Source organism: Haematobacter missouriensis (assembly GCF_000740775.1).
Lineage (GTDB): Bacteria > Pseudomonadota > Alphaproteobacteria > Rhodobacterales > Rhodobacteraceae > Haematobacter > Haematobacter missouriensis.
In genome coordinates, this window is record NZ_JFGS01000019.1 from 15503 (window position 1) to 29151 (window position 13649).

The window sequence follows — 13649 nt, forward strand, 5'->3', positions numbered from 1 at the left end:
TCAGGCCCCCCGCCGCACGGCGTGGCCCGGCGTTTCTGCGTGCGGGCGCAGGAAGAACCACAGACCCCCCGCAAGAACCATCGCCCAGGCGATGCCTTCCCCCAGGACCGGCGCATCGTGATAGCCGAAAAGCCCGCTCAACACCGTGCCCAGCACCGACTGCACCGGCAGGGTGCGCGTCATGTCCCAGATCGGCTGCTGCAGGTGGTTCCAAAGCCCCGCCTCGTGCAGATTGCGCAGCACCGAAGCCGCCAGTCCCGCCGCGACGAGGATGATGAACACCCCTGTCCAGCGGAAAAACCGCCCGAGGTTGATCCTGACCCCGCCGCGATAGATGCCGTAGCCGATCATCACCGCCACCGCGACGCCCAGAAGCGCGCCAAGCGGCGCGGCAGTGCCCGGGCTTTGCTGAAACAGCGCCAGCAGGAAAAACACCGACTCCAGCCCCTCCCGCGCCACGGCGAAGAAGGTCATGCCGATCAGCGCCCATGTCGCGCCACGCCCATGCGAAAGCGCGATGTCGATGTCATGCTCCATGGTGCGGCTGAGGGACTTTGCCGCCTTGCGCATCCACAACACCATGGAGAGCAGCACGACGACGGCGAGCAGCCCCACCAGCGCCTCGAACAGCTCCTGTGTCTTCTGCGGAAACTGAGCGCCAAGCGCGAGCACCCCCGCGCCGACGAAAAGCGACAGCGCCACCGCGAGCAGTACCCCCACCCAGACGGCCGGAAGCCATTCCGCACGGCCAGTCCGGCCGAGGTAGCCCGCGATGATGCCAACGATGAGCGCGGCTTCCAGCCCCTCCCGCAGCATGATCAGAAATGTTGGCAGCATGGTGCACTCCTGCCGAAGCAAAATGGGCTTCCGACGAATCCTGTCGGAATTAGCGCTACACCCGCCGACCGGCTTAAGACAAGCGGTAAGGTTGCCTTGCCGCCCTGAAGAATATCCAATCAAACAAGGGAATCCGTGTGGGCGTCGCTCACATCTTCGGGAAGTGACCGTGGTTGGAATGCGGCATATCGTCTCCGGGGGTAAAAGTCGCAGAAGTCGCCCGCCTGTCATGCTTCCGTCACGTCCCCACCCTAGAAGCAGCGCTACCCGTCGCGCCACACGGCGGGGAAGGACGCCATAGCCACGGGAATACCTCATGACCCCTCACCACCCGCTCCTGCTTTCCACCGCACTCGTGCTTGCCACCGGGCTGTTGGCGGGGCCTCTTGCCGCCCAGCAGACCCCTCCGGCCACCGCGAACGCAGCATCCGCTGACCTCTTCGACCGCGGCCACCGGGGGGATGTCAGCCAGCACGGCGGCGCACGGCGGCTGAACGGTGATATGACCGAACCGCTGGCCTCCGTGATGAAGCCGGGGCCGGCACGGAACGTGATCCTGCTGATCGGCGATGGCATGGGAGATTCCGAGATCACCATCGCGCGGAACGTGGCGCGGGGTGCGGGCGGCTTCTTTGCAGGGATCGACGCGCTGCCCGTCACGGGGCAGTACACGCACTATTCTCTGGGCAAAGACGGCAAGCCGACCTACGTGACGGATTCCGCCGCCTCCGGCTCCGCCTGGGCGACGGGAACCAAGACCTATAACGGCGCGATCTCCGTCGATATTCACGGCAAGCCGCAGGCCACGCTCCTTGAGATGGCGAAGGCCGCGGGGCTGGCCACCGGCAACGTCTCCACCGCCGAGCTGCAGGACGCGACCCCCGCCGTGCAGATTGCGCATGTCACCGGCCGGAAGTGCTACACACCCGATTCCACCGCCGAGAAATGCGCCTCCGACGCGCTGGAGAATGGCGGCCTCGGCTCCATCACCGAACAGCTCATCAACGCGCGGGCCGATGTGACGCTGGGCGGCGGGCGCAAATACTTCGACGAGACCGCCCATGCCGGCGAGTGGAAGGACAAGACCCTTCTGGACCAGGCCAAGACCCGCGGCTACCGGATCGTCGAGACGCTGGCCGACATGAACGGCGTCAACACGGCCGATGACAGCGCGCCGCTGCTGGGCCTTTTCGCTCCGGGCAACATGCCCGTCCGCTGGCAGGGACCGAAGGCCACACGTCACGGCAATACCGAACAGCCGCCCGTGACCTGCGAGACCAATGCGGCGCGCGGTGCGGAAGTGCCGACCCTTGCCCAGATGACGGAGAAGGCCATCCAACTGCTCGACGCCCGGAACACCGGTTTCTTCCTTCAGGTGGAGGGCGCCTCCATCGACAAGCAGGATCACGCGGCCAACCCCTGCGGCCAGATCGGCGAGACGGTGGACCTGGACGAGGCGGTTCAGGTCGCGCTCGACTTCGCGCGCAAGCAGGGCGATACGCTCGTCATCGTGACCGCCGATCATGCCCATGCGAGCCAGATCATCGGCAATGACGTCACGGCGCCCGGACTGTCGCAGGCGGTGACAACGGCGGACGGCGCGGTGATGTCCGTCACCTATGGCAACTCCGAGGATGAGAACGATCAGGAACACACCGGCGCCCAGGTCAGAATCGCGGCCTTCGGTCCGGGATCGGCGAATGTCTCGGGCCTGACCGACCAGACGGACCTTTTCTTCACCATCGGCAGCGCCCTCGGCCTGCTCACGCACTGAGGCCGGGCGGCGTCGGCCGCGCAGGTCAGACGGCAGATGCCGCAATGGGCCGGAGAGCCGGCGCGATGGATGCCGGACAACGGACGCTATGGATCAGGCGGCACAGGCCGCGCGGTGAACCATACGACGGCTGCCGCGCAATCGGCCACGCGGCACATGCCGTAATCGGCGGGACGGCGCGCGCCGTAATGGGCCGAACGGCAGATGCCGCACGATGGGCCGCGCCACAAGCCGCGCGATGAACCGGAGGGCGGATCCCGCGCAAAGACATACGGCCCCGCCTGGTTGGCGGGGCCGTTCTCGTTGCATAGACTGCGACTATACTTGTTCTGAATGAATGAATTACGCAGTGATGCTGACAGACGACATCATCAGGCGGCCTCAACTGAACCAAGCAGGCGGGACAGGACACGGCGCTCCACCTCCGCCACCTCGGCCGCGCCGTGGCGGCGGGGGCGCGGCAGCGTGACGGGGAGGTCGAGCGTGATCCGCCCCTCCTCCAGCACCACGATCCGGTCGGCAAGCAGAACGGCCTCCGCCACGTCATGGGTGACGAGGACGGCGGTGAACCCCTGCCGCCGCCATATCCGCTCCAGCAGCCGCTGCATGTCGATCCGGGTCAGCGCATCCAGCGCGCCCAGCGGTTCGTCCAGCGCGAGGATCCGCGGCTGTCCGATCAGCGCGCGGGCCAGAGCCACCCGCTGCCGCTGCCCGCCGGAGAGAACGGAGGGCCAGTCCGCGCCCCGGTCGGCAAGACCCACCTCCTCCAGCAGCTGCGCACTTCTGACACGGGTCGTCACCCCGCCGGCGATGCCGGTCAGGCCGACGGCCACGTTCTCCTCCACCCGCGCCCAGGGGAGCAGGCGCGGCTCCTGAAACATGATGCGGGTGTCGGTCTGCCCCTCGCCCACGGCCCCATGTTCGATCCGGCCCGCGTCGGGCGTCTCCAGCCCCGCCAGCAGCCGCAGCAGGGTTGACTTCCCACAACCGGACTTGCCGACGATGGCCACGAACTGCCCTTCGGGCACGTCGAGGTCCAGCCCGTCCAGTACGCGCTTTGCACCGAACCGCTTGCTCACGCCGCGAAAGCGGACTGCCATTCCGGTCATCGGATCATCCTTTCGTCTGGAAGGCGGGGTGCCATTGCAGCGTCAGCCGCTCCAGCCCCCGGGCCAGCGTATCGGCCAGCTTGCCCAGCACCGCGTAGATCAGGATGGACAGTACCACCACGTCGATCTGCAGGAACTCCCGCGCCTGCATCGCCATGTAGCCGATGCCGGAGGAGGCGGCGATCGTCTCCGCCACGATCAGCGTCAGCCACATGATGCCGAGCGCATAGCGCAGCCCGGCAAAGATGGAGGGCAGCGCGCCGGGCAGGATGACCTTGCGGAACAGCTCGCTCCGATCCATCCCGTAGGTGCGCCCCATTTCCACCAGTTGCGGATCCACGCCCTGAATTCCCAGCAGGGTATTGACATAGATCGGGAAGAACACGCCAAGCGCGACGAGGAACAACTTGGCCTCCTCCCCGATGCCGAACCACAGGATGACAAGGGGAATGAGCGCGAGATGCGGGATATTGCGCACCATCTGGAGCGTCGTATCCGTCACGTCCCGCGACAGGCGTGACAGCCCGTTCGCCAGCCCGAAGGCAAAGCCGATGGAACCGCCGATGACAAAGCCCGCCAGCGCGCGGTAGGTGCTGGCCCAGATGTTCTGCAGAAGCTCCCCGGAAAGCAGCAGCTTCCAGAAGGCTGTGATCACGTCGGAAGGCGCGGGCAGCACCGTTCCGTCGATCAGGCCAAGACGCGCAGACCCCTCCCACACCAGCAGGATCGCGAGCGGCAGCAGCCAGCCCACCCAGGCGCGGAGTATCCGCAGCGGGGGGGCGGGGCGGCGCGCCTCCTCCGCCGGGAGATCGGCGACCGCGCTCATGACACGGCCCCGGCAAGGCGGCGCCCATGATCGCCCACGGAGAATTCGTTGGCGATGGCGCGGGAGACGCGGGAGCCGCCACGGTCGATGCCCAGTTCCGGGAACAGCAGTTCGGCCACGCGGTAGGCTTCCTCAAGATGCGGATAGCCCGAGCCGATCACCGTATCGACACCGACCGCCTGATATTCCCGCAGCCGTTCGGCCACCTGCGCGGGCGTGCCAACCAGCGCTGTGCCGGCACCGCCCCGGACAAGCCCCACCCCCGCCCAGAGGTTCGGCGCGACGACGAGTCTGTCCCGCCGTCCGCCATGCAGCTCCGACATGCGGCGCTGGCCCACACTGTCCATTTCCTTCAGAAAGCGGGCCTGTGCCTTTTCGATCTGCTCATCCGTCACGCGGCTGATGAGCTTGTCGGCAGCAGCCCACGCCTCCTCCTCCGTCTCCCGCACGATGAAGTGCAGACGGATCCCGAAGCGGAGCCTGCGGCCATGACGGGCGGCCTTCGCACGGGCGGCGGCGACCTTTTCTGCCACCTGCGCGGGCGGCTCGCCCCAGGTGAGATAGGTCTCCACCAGTTCCCCGGCGAGGTCCTGCCCCGCCTCCGAAGATCCGCCGAACCACAGCGGCGGAGCCTTGCCCTCCACCGTCGGCAGGTCCAGACGCCCTGCCTCCATCCGGTAGTATTTGCCGTCGAAATCAACCGTTCGTCCGTCCAGCAGGTCGCGCCAGATGGTCAGGAATTCCCGCGCCTGATCGTAGCGCTCGTCATGGGCAAGGAACACGCCATCGCCCGCCAGCTCCACCGGGTTGCCGCCCACCACGACGTTGAGCAGCAGCCGCCCGCCCGAAAGCCGGTCCAGCGCCGCCGTCTGCCGCGCGGCAAAGCTCGGCAGCGTGACACCGGGGCGCAGCGCCACGAGGAACTTCAACCGCTCCGTCGCCGTCGCAAGCCCGGCCGCGGTAATCCAGCTGTCCTCGCAGTTCTGGCCCGTGGGCAGCAGCACACCCTGATAGCCCAGCCGGTCGGCGGCCTGCGCCACCTGCCGGAAATAGCCGGGATCCTGCGGCCTCTGCTGGCTTTCGGAGCCGAGATAGCTGCCATCGCCATGCGTCGGGATGAACCAGAAGAAATTCAGCGGGTCCGCGCTGTCGCGGAGGGGGGCGATGAGGGTCATGGCTGCCGTCCTTGAATGGGGTTCAGCTTCTCGGGGCGGTCCAGACCGCCTCGGAAACCGTGATCTTGTTGGGGATGAGACCGAGCGTGTAGAAGCGGTCCGCCGTTTCCTGCTGATGAGCAATGATCTCGGGTGTGATCGGGAACACCCCGAAAACGGCCCGGTTGGCGGCAAGCGTCTGTGCCTCCATCGGCACGCCCGTCACTTCGTGAAGTGCCTCCGCCACCTTGTCGCGGTTCTGGTCCGCCCATGCGGCCGCCTTTTCCAGCGCGCCGATCACTCCGGAGATCTCCGAACCATGCGTGGCCGCAAAATCCCGGTTGGCGAGGAAGTAGGTATTGACGCTCAGCACATCGCTCGATTTCGCCAGCACAACCGGCTTCTGCCGCGTCTCTGCAATGGCAAGGAAGGGATCCCAGATCGACCATGCATCGACCTTGCCGGAGGCAAACGCGGCGGCTGCATCCGCGGGGCTGAGATAGACCGGATCGATATCGGCAAGGGAGAGGCCCGCCTTCTCCAGCGCGACGACGAGCAGGTTGTGCGCGCTGGTTCCCTTGCCCACCGCCACGCGCTTGCCCTTCAGATCGGCGAGCGTCGCGATACCGGAATCGGCCCGCGCGATGATCGCCTCACCCTTGCCGTTGGAGGGAAGCGCGGCGACGTAAACGATGGCCGCGCCTGCCGACTGCCCGAAGATCGGCGGCGCATCGCCCGTCCAGCCCACCTGAATAGCACCGGTATTGAGCGCCTCCACCAGTGGCGGCCCCGCGGAAAACTCCACCCACTGCACATCGACGCCCGCTGGCTTCAACGCATCCTCGATCAGATGCTGCTGCCGGGCGATGACCGGAAGGCCCGCCTTCTGATAGCCGATCTTCAGCACGTCCGCCTGCGCCGCCATGGCCAGCGTGGCGCCGAGCAGCGCCGTGCCAAGGCCGAGGGTCCGTTTCATGATCTTCATTTCCTGCTCCTGCCCGGTCTGCGGGTTTGGGATATGAGGAGAAGAAACGACAGTAAAAATCCTCTACGTCAATAGACGGAGCAGGCATGTGTCGGGCCGAGGCACCCTGCACAAATTCACGCTAACTTGTCACCATAATACATTGTTTATTAATGTATATCATACATAGTTTAAAACGGTTCCACGCGTCGACGGCGAGAAATGCTTCGCTTTTCATCCTGCCCGCGAGAGAAGGATTCTCTCCCGACGTGGGAAAGAAAGCGACGCGCGTTTCTGCCTGTTTTTACCGCGAAGCTGCCCGAAGCGACGCTGATTAGTCCCGCCCTAAGCAGAGGTGAGCGAAACGATCATATCCGGCCCCGAGGCGCTGCGGTAGATCTGGACTCACAGTCATCTCCCCCGTGAAAGGAATGCCGCTATGGCCATCGAGAAAGTCGATACGCTCGTGATCGGGGCCGGGCAGGCCGGGGTCGCGATGAGCGAACACCTTGGCCGGCAAGGCATCCCGCATCTCGTGCTCGAAAGAAGCCGCATTGCGGAAAGCTGGCGCACGGCACGCTGGGATTCGCTCGTCGCCAACGGTCCCGCCTGGCATGACCGGTTTCCGGGACTGGAGTTTGCAGGTAGCCCCGATGCCTTCGCCGCGAAGGAGACGGTCGCCGATTACTTCGTGAGCTACGCCGACCGGATCAACGCACCGATCCGTACCGGGGTGGCGGTGACCGATCTTGCGGCCGCGCCGGGCGGTGGTTTTCGGGCCACGACTTCGGAAGGCGTGGTTGAGGCGCGCAACGTGGTCGTGGCAACAGGTGCTTTCCAGCGGCCGGTGATCCCGGCCCTTGTTCCTGAAAGCGCGGGTCTGCACCAGCTCCACTCCCACAGTTACCGCAACCCGGCGCAACTGCCGGAGGGGGCGGTGCTGGTCGTCGGCGCGGGATCCTCGGGCACGCAGATTGCCGAGGAGCTTCTGGCCTCCGGGCGGCAGGTCTATCTTTCCGTCGGACCACATGACCGGCCGTTCCGCAGTTACCGCGGGAAGGATTTCGTTTGGTGGCTCGGAGTGCTCGGCATATGGGACAAGAAGGTGCCCGCCCCCGGAACGGAACATGTGACCATCGCCGTCAGCGGCGCAAACGGCGGGCGCACGGTGGATTTCCGCCGCCTTGCTGCCGAGGGGATGACCCTGGTCGGCCGCGCGGAGGCGTTCGAGGGCGGCGTGCTGCGTTTCGCCCCCGATCTGGCGGACAACATCGCGCTTGGCGATGCCAACCACTTCTCGCTCATGGATCAGGCGGATGCGCATGTGGCAAGGGAGGGGCTCGACCTTCCCGAAGAGCCGGAGGCCCGCCGCCTGCTGCCGGACCCGGAGTGCGTAACCCATCCGCTCACCCAGCTTGATCTGGCGCAAGCGGGTGTGACGACAATCCTGTGGGCCACGGGCTATGTGCCCGATTACGGGTGGGTCGGCTTCGACATCTTCGATGACAAGGGCCGTCCCCGGCATGACCGGGGCGTGTCCGAAGTGCCGGGGCTCTACTTCCTCGGTCTGCCGTGGCTCTCCCGCCGCGCATCCTCCTTCATCTGGGGGGTGTGGCACGACGCGTCCTATCTGGCCGATCATATCGCGGAAGAACGGGCGGAAAGCGCGGCCTGACCCGCTTTTCGCCCTCCGCCCGGGGCAGCGGGCAGGGAGGGATGCCGGTGCTCAGGTTCACGCTCCGCCAGCTCGAATACCTCGTCGCCGTCGGCGAGCTCGGCTCCGTCACGGAGGCGGCGGAGCGGGTGAATGTATCCGCTCCGTCCGTCTCCACCGCCATTTCCCAGCTCGAGCGGGAGTTCGGGCTGACGCTTTTTGTGCGCCGTCATGCACAGGGGCTGGCGATGACGGAGGCCGGGCGGCGCTTCGTGGAACAGGCGCGGCACATTCTGGCAGAGGCTGGCAAGCTCAACGCCTTGTCCAACGCGCTCACCGGGCAGGTCAGGGGGCCGCTCAACGTCGGCTGTCTCGTCACTTTCGCGCAGATCGTGATCCCGGCCCTCCGCCGCGCCTTCTGCGACGCCTATCCGGAGGTGGAGTTCGCCCAGTTCGAGCGGGACCATGCCGAACTTCTGGAAGGGCTGCGCTCCGGCCGGTTCGACGTGGCGCTCAGCTACGACATGGACATCCCGCCCGACGTGGCCTTTCAGTCGCTCGCCACGCTCCCGCCGCATGCCGTCCTGCCGGAGGCGCATCCACTTGCCTCCCGTGCGGGGATCAGCGTGGCGGAGCTTGCGGGCGAACCGATGATCCTGCTCGACCTGCCGCACAGCACGGGCTACTTCCTCTCGCTCTTTCGGGAGCGCGGCCTTGCCCCCCGGATCGCGGAGCGGACGCGGGACATGTCTGTCATGCGGGCGATGGTGGCCAATGGATTTGGCTACTCCATCGCGAATATCCGGCCCGATTCCAACCTGGCGCTGGATGGCGGGCGGCTGGCCTTCGTGCCCATCACCGATGAGAGCCGCCCCATCCGTATCGGCATCCTGACGATGCGGGGCCTGAACCCGCCGCTGGTGATCGAGCGGTTTGCCGCGTTCTGCGACGACCTCACTCAACGGGGCGGGGTGGCGGGGCTGCGGCCACCTGGCTGACGGTCAGGATGGCGGGCGGCCAGATGCACGGGCAGTCAGATGCACGGGCAGCCAGGCATGGAGGCAGATGCACGGATGGTTAGACGGTCTCCGCAACCTCCCCCACTCAGCGGTGGAGCGCGGGTGTCACCGCTGCCGGCATCTGACGGGAAGACAGGTCAGCAGGACCGCCACGGCCTGTCCTCCTATTTCCGCCACCACCTCTTTCCCCCGAAGTGTGGGGATCAGGCGGCGTGTGGGCAGCCCCTCGGCCGCAAGATGGCGGAGAGTGCGGGTGCTCGCCTCGTCCGCCGGGTTGTGGAATTTCCGCGCCGCTCCACCCAGACGGAAGTTCCGGTCCCGTTCACCGTTGACCGCCTGTGCCTCCGCCGTCACGTCTCCGTTGACCATCCGCTGCAGTCCGGCCTTCCCGCGCGGCCATCCCACGCGGTGGGGTCATAGTGCCGGGGCGCAAAAGCTCCCGCCTCCGCTTGCGATGAGCTGAGGGGCGGGACCAGCAGCGGCCGGGCCGCCTCCTGCAGCCGCTCAGACATGCTGGCCGCCGTTGATATGGATTTCCGCGCCGTTGATATAGGAGGAGGCGTCCGAGCACAGGAAGTAGATGGTGGACGCGACCTCCGCCGGGTTGCCCAGCCGCCCCATCGGCACCTCTGCCGCGACGAGGGCATCGGTTCCGGGCGAGAGGATGGATGTCTCGATCTCACCCGGCGCGATGGCGTTCGCGCGCACGCCGCGCCCGCCGAATTCATGCGCCATCTCGCGCGTCAACGCCGCCAGCCCGGCCTTGGATGCCGCATAGGCCACCCCGGCAAAGGGATGCACCCGTGATCCGGCGATGGAGGTGACGTTGACAATGGAGCCGTTGGCCCGTTCCATCTCCGGTAGGAGCGCGCGCGCCAGAAGCGCGGTGGAGACGAGGTTGACGTTGAGCACCTGCGTCCAGGCATGAGCATCCGTGCCGATCACGCCGAGCCGAGTCCGCTCCGGGCCCTTGGGCGATATACCGGCGTTGTTGACCAGCGCATGGAGCTTGCCATCCGGCAGACGCGCGCGGACCTCCTCCGCCAGCCGTTCGATACCGTCCAGATCGGCGAGGTCGGCCTGAATATGGCTCTCCCGCGCCTCAGGCCAGGCGCATTCCGCCGAAAAAGCCTGCCGCGAGACGGTGAGGATGCGCCATCCCCGCTGCTGGAAAAGCTTGACGGTTGCATGGCCGATCCCCCGGCTCGCACCGGTCAGCAGCATGATGGGGCGTTCAGCGGTCACGGTGGCACCTCAGGTATTTTGATGCATCATATTGGTGGCACTCGGCGGGAGCAATGATTCCGTCGCCTGCCCCACACGCGCGGCGATGGCTGCGCCGCCAAGAGTGATGTCGCTCATGATAGCGACCGCCGCCCCCGCCGGATCCCGCCGCCGGATCGCATCGACGACGGGATAGTGGTGGTCGATCATCGCGCGCCCGCCCGCGTCATAGCTATCGGCGATCAGCGGTCCCATCTGGAGCCAGAGGCGGCGCAGCACGCCCTGCAGAACCGGCATTCCCGCGATCTGCGGCAACAGGAAATGGAAGGACTGGTTGAGCGTGGTGGCCGCTCTTCTATCATGGGACAGGAGCGCGCTTTCATTGTCCCGCAAGTTTTTTTCGAGATGACGGATGTCGTCCGGCGTCGCCGCCAGCGCTGCGGCTTCCGCTGCCAATGCCTCCAGCCGCAGCCGCATGTCACGGATTTCCCGGTAGCGGGCCGCGGTGATGGCCGGGATGCGGATGTCACGGGGCGAACGGAACACCACTGCATCGTCATGCGCAAGCCGAAGGATCGCGTCCCGCACCGGGGTGACGGAGGTGCCAAGCTGCTCCGCCAGCTCCCGGATGCGAAGACGATCACCTGGCTGGAACTGGCCCTTCATCAGCCCGTCGCAGAGCATTGCGTATACCGCGCCGCCAAGGCTCTCGTGATCGGGAATGGGAAGGGGTGCCATCGGATCATGATGCATCATAATGCCACCCCTGTCGAGAGACTTGAAACAAGGTCCGTCAACTGTCATATTATTTGCGACACATGTCGTCCCGGGGAGACTCACATGAATGAACTGGCCCCCATCGAACACGACATCGAGCGGACCTATGCCCTGCTCGGCGGGCAGCGCACCATACGCCGACCGGTCCGTACGAGCCTTGAGGCCCATGACCTGCTGATGCGGGGACTGCCCTCCTCCGCCCTCGTCCACCTGACACGGGAGGTCAGTTTCCTCGGCTCCGATGCAGCGCTGGAGAAGGCCATCGGCATCAGCACGCGCACGCTCCAGCGCCGCAAGCGGGAGGAAGGCGAACGCGTCCTGAACACGGAGCAAAGCAGCCGGACGTGGAAATTCGCCGAAATCCTCGGCCGTGCAGGGGAGATCTTCGGCTCCCGTGAAGCGGCGGAGGAATGGATAAGCGCCCCCGCTCTTGGGCTGGACAACCGCCGCCCCATAGACCTGCTGGCCACGTCCGTGGGCGTGGAGGCGGTCGAGGACTACCTGACCCGCATTGACTACGGGGTCTATACGTGACGCCACTGCCCCCGCCGCTCGGGACGGGGGAAATACGGCTCTGGCGGCTGGACCGTGCCATCCATGCGCCCGGCTGGGCGACGGGGGAGGGTAGTTTCCGCGTGGGCGGACGATGGAACTCTCCCGGCGTAAGGGCGGTCTATGCCTCGCTCGACCCGGCCACTGCGGTGCTGGAAGTGGCAGTTCACAAGGGGTTCCGCGTCCTCGACACGGAACCGCACATGCTCACCTCCGCCCGGATCGACCCGACCGCGGTTCATGTGGTCCTGCCGCAGGATGTGCCGAACCCCAACTGGCTTTCTCCCGTCACGCCGAACCGCAATCAGCAGACCTTTGGTGACGCCCTGCTGGCCGCGCATCGCCTCATCCTGATCCCGAGCGCGGTCTCCCGCCACAGCTGGAACGTGATCTTCACCGCCGGAGCGGTGACGGCGGACATGATGACGGACATCACGCAGGAACGCTTTGCGCTGGATCCGCGGCTTCAGTCCTGATCGCGCCTGCCGATGCCCAGAAGCTGATACATGATGAGCGCCGCCAGGGTCGCGGTGCCGATCCCACCGACCGTGAAGGAGCCAATGGAGAAGGAGAAATCCCCCGCTCCGAAGATCAGTGTGATCCCCACCGTGAACAGGTTGCGCGGGTCCGAGAAATCGACACGGTTGTCCACCCAGAGCCGGATCATCGCGGCCGCGATCAGCCCGAACACCGCGACACCCAGCCCCGCCAGCACCGGCGCGGGAATGGTCCGCAGAAGCGCTCCGAACTTCGGTGAGAAGCCGAGCGCGATGGCCACCACCGCCGCCACGACGAAGATCAGCGTGGAGAACACCTTGGTCACCGCCATGACGCCCATGTTCTCCACATAGGTGGTGACACCCGTTCCGCCGCCGGAGCCGGAAACCATCGTGGCGATCCCGTCGCCCAGAAAGCCGCGCCCGATGTAGCGGTCCATGTTCTGCCCCGTCATCGCCGCGATCGCCTTGATATGGCCGAGGTTCTCCGCGACGAGGATCAGCGCGACCGGCGCGATGAGGCTCATGGCGGAGAGGCTGAACGTCGGGCTGTGGAAGGTCGGGATGCCCACCCAGGGCGCGGCGGCCAGCTCGGAAAAATCGACCGGCGGCAGCCAGCCGAAGCCGTTCCCCATGATGAGCACCGCGAGATAACCCACCGCGATTCCAAGCAGGATGGAGACCCGGCGCGTCACGATGGACCCATAGGTTGAGAACAGCGCCACGGAGACCAGCGTCAGCAGCGCTGCGATCATGTGAGGCCCGCTGCCCTGAAGGCTGCTCACCCCCACGGGTGCGAGGTTCAGGCCGATGGCGGCGCCGATGGCCCCCGTCACCGCGGGCGGCATCAACCGCTCGATCCAGCCGGTGCCCACCGCCATGACGATCAGCCCGATCAGCGCATAGAGCGCGCCTGCCGCGATGATCCCGCCCAGGGCCGGGCCGACATTCGGGTTCGGCCCCGTCCCGGCATAGCCCGTCACCGCGATCACCACCGCGATGAAGGCGAAGGAGGAGCCAAGATAGCTCGGCAGCCGGCCCGCCGTCAGCACGAAGAAGATCAGCGTGCCGATGCCCGAGAACAGCACCGCGAGGTTCGGGTCGAACCCCATCAGCAGGGGCGCGAGGATGGTGGAGCCGGACATCGCTAGCAGATGCTGGACCCCCATGGGCACCGTCGCACCCCAGGACAGACGCTCGTCCGGCAGGACGACGGTATTGCGGGTCAGGGGCCATTTCGGGAAGTAGCTCATCGCGGACTC

General features: G+C 66.4%; 14 protein-coding genes. 5 read left to right on the forward strand and 9 right to left on the reverse strand.

The window, feature by feature from the left end:
* Nucleotides 1–837, reverse strand: a complete 837-nt coding sequence (gene efeU, locus CG51_RS12095; protein ID WP_035745397.1) for an iron uptake transporter permease EfeU — start codon at nucleotides 835–837, stop codon at nucleotides 1–3.
* Between the two features lie 316 nt (nucleotides 838–1153).
* Between efeU and phoA the strand changes: the two genes are divergently transcribed.
* Nucleotides 1154–2611: an alkaline phosphatase gene (phoA, locus tag CG51_RS12100; RefSeq protein ID WP_051930517.1), complete on the forward strand. Its 1458-nt coding sequence runs from the start codon at nucleotides 1154–1156 to the stop codon at nucleotides 2609–2611.
* A 371-nt stretch (nucleotides 2612–2982) separates the two neighbouring features.
* On the opposite strand, the gene CG51_RS12105 is transcribed toward phoA, so the two are convergent.
* Genes CG51_RS12105 through CG51_RS12120 form a run of 4 tightly spaced genes read right to left on the reverse strand, consistent with a single transcriptional unit; the run spans nucleotide 2983 to nucleotide 6685 of the window.
* Nucleotides 2983–3720, reverse strand: a complete 738-nt coding sequence (locus CG51_RS12105; RefSeq protein ID WP_035745398.1) for an ATP-binding cassette domain-containing protein — start codon at nucleotides 3718–3720, stop codon at nucleotides 2983–2985.
* 4 nt (nucleotides 3721–3724) lie between these two features.
* Complete coding sequence (locus CG51_RS12110) at nucleotides 3725–4546, reverse strand: ABC transporter permease subunit (RefSeq protein WP_035745399.1); 822 nt, start codon at nucleotides 4544–4546, stop codon at nucleotides 3725–3727.
* Nucleotides 4543–5721: an FMNH2-dependent alkanesulfonate monooxygenase gene (gene ssuD, locus CG51_RS12115; protein ID WP_035745400.1), complete on the reverse strand. Its 1179-nt coding sequence runs from the start codon at nucleotides 5719–5721 to the stop codon at nucleotides 4543–4545. The genes CG51_RS12110 and ssuD overlap by 4 nt, the downstream gene beginning before the upstream one ends.
* A gap of 22 nt (nucleotides 5722–5743) precedes the next feature.
* The gene (locus CG51_RS12120) at nucleotides 5744–6685 is read right to left on the reverse strand and encodes a sulfonate ABC transporter substrate-binding protein (RefSeq protein WP_035745401.1); all 942 of its coding nucleotides are present in this window, start codon (nucleotides 6683–6685) and stop codon (nucleotides 5744–5746) included.
* Nucleotides 6686–7103: 418 nt separating this feature from the next.
* On the opposite strand from CG51_RS12120, the gene CG51_RS12125 reads away from it, so the two are divergent.
* Nucleotides 7104–8339: a flavin-containing monooxygenase gene (locus CG51_RS12125; protein ID WP_035745402.1), complete on the forward strand. Its 1236-nt coding sequence runs from the start codon at nucleotides 7104–7106 to the stop codon at nucleotides 8337–8339.
* Nucleotides 8340–8380: 41 nt separating this feature from the next.
* Nucleotides 8381–9316, forward strand: coding sequence for a LysR family transcriptional regulator (locus tag CG51_RS12130; RefSeq protein ID WP_035745403.1), 936 nt, complete (start codon nucleotides 8381–8383; stop codon nucleotides 9314–9316).
* A 126-nt stretch (nucleotides 9317–9442) separates the two neighbouring features.
* Here CG51_RS12130 and CG51_RS12135 read toward each other — a convergent pair whose 3' ends face one another.
* The 3 genes from CG51_RS12135 to CG51_RS12145 form a co-directional block, all read right to left on the reverse strand.
* Entirely contained in the window at nucleotides 9443–9706 is a 264-nt protein-coding gene (locus CG51_RS12135; RefSeq protein ID WP_035745404.1) for a hypothetical protein, read from the reverse strand.
* A 135-nt stretch (nucleotides 9707–9841) separates the two neighbouring features.
* Nucleotides 9842–10561, reverse strand: coding sequence for an SDR family NAD(P)-dependent oxidoreductase (locus CG51_RS12140; protein ID WP_035745454.1), 720 nt, complete (start codon nucleotides 10559–10561; stop codon nucleotides 9842–9844).
* A 30-nt stretch (nucleotides 10562–10591) separates the two neighbouring features.
* Nucleotides 10592–11317 carry a GntR family transcriptional regulator gene (locus CG51_RS12145; protein ID WP_233141276.1) on the reverse strand — a complete coding sequence of 242 codons (726 nt, stop codon included), beginning with the start codon at nucleotides 11315–11317 and terminating at the stop codon, nucleotides 10592–10594.
* A gap of 84 nt (nucleotides 11318–11401) precedes the next feature.
* Between CG51_RS12145 and parS the strand changes: the two genes are divergently transcribed.
* Nucleotides 11402–11872, forward strand: coding sequence for a type II RES/Xre toxin-antitoxin system antitoxin (gene parS / locus CG51_RS12150; protein ID WP_035745405.1), 471 nt, complete (start codon nucleotides 11402–11404; stop codon nucleotides 11870–11872).
* Complete coding sequence (locus tag CG51_RS12155) at nucleotides 11869–12366, forward strand: RES family NAD+ phosphorylase (protein ID WP_035745406.1); 498 nt, start codon at nucleotides 11869–11871, stop codon at nucleotides 12364–12366. The genes parS and CG51_RS12155 overlap by 4 nt, the downstream gene beginning before the upstream one ends.
* Here CG51_RS12155 and CG51_RS12160 read toward each other — a convergent pair.
* Nucleotides 12357–13640, reverse strand: a complete 1284-nt coding sequence (locus tag CG51_RS12160; RefSeq protein ID WP_035745407.1) for a solute carrier family 23 protein — start codon at nucleotides 13638–13640, stop codon at nucleotides 12357–12359. The genes CG51_RS12155 and CG51_RS12160 overlap by 10 nt on opposite strands.
* Nucleotides 13641–13649: the final 9 nt, after the last annotated feature.

Coding starts and splice junctions, on each gene's coding strand:
- CG51_RS12105 (WP_035745398.1), bottom strand. CDS start 3,720: ATGACCGGAATGGCAGTCCGCTTTCGCGGCGTGAGCAAGCGGTTCGGT.
- CG51_RS12125 (WP_035745402.1), top strand. CDS start 7,104: ATGGCCATCGAGAAAGTCGATACGCTCGTGATCGGGGCCGGGCAGGCC.
- CG51_RS12140 (WP_035745454.1), bottom strand. CDS start 10,561: ATGCTGCTGACCGGTGCGAGCCGGGGGATCGGCCATGCAACCGTCAAG.
- CG51_RS12145 (WP_233141276.1), bottom strand. CDS start 11,317: ATGATGCATCATGATCCGATGGCACCCCTTCCCATTCCCGATCACGAG.
- parS (WP_035745405.1), top strand. CDS start 11,402: ATGAATGAACTGGCCCCCATCGAACACGACATCGAGCGGACCTATGCC.
- CG51_RS12110 (WP_035745399.1), bottom strand. CDS start 4,546: ATGAGCGCGGTCGCCGATCTCCCGGCGGAGGAGGCGCGCCGCCCCGCC.
- CG51_RS12135 (WP_035745404.1), bottom strand. CDS start 9,706: ATGGTCAACGGAGACGTGACGGCGGAGGCACAGGCGGTCAACGGTGAA.
- phoA (WP_051930517.1), top strand. CDS start 1,154: ATGACCCCTCACCACCCGCTCCTGCTTTCCACCGCACTCGTGCTTGCC.
- CG51_RS12130 (WP_035745403.1), top strand. CDS start 8,381: ATGCCGGTGCTCAGGTTCACGCTCCGCCAGCTCGAATACCTCGTCGCC.
- ssuD (WP_035745400.1), bottom strand. CDS start 5,721: ATGACCCTCATCGCCCCCCTCCGCGACAGCGCGGACCCGCTGAATTTC.
- CG51_RS12160 (WP_035745407.1), bottom strand. CDS start 13,640: ATGAGCTACTTCCCGAAATGGCCCCTGACCCGCAATACCGTCGTCCTG.
- efeU (WP_035745397.1), bottom strand. CDS start 837: ATGCTGCCAACATTTCTGATCATGCTGCGGGAGGGGCTGGAAGCCGCG.
- CG51_RS12120 (WP_035745401.1), bottom strand. CDS start 6,685: ATGAAGATCATGAAACGGACCCTCGGCCTTGGCACGGCGCTGCTCGGC.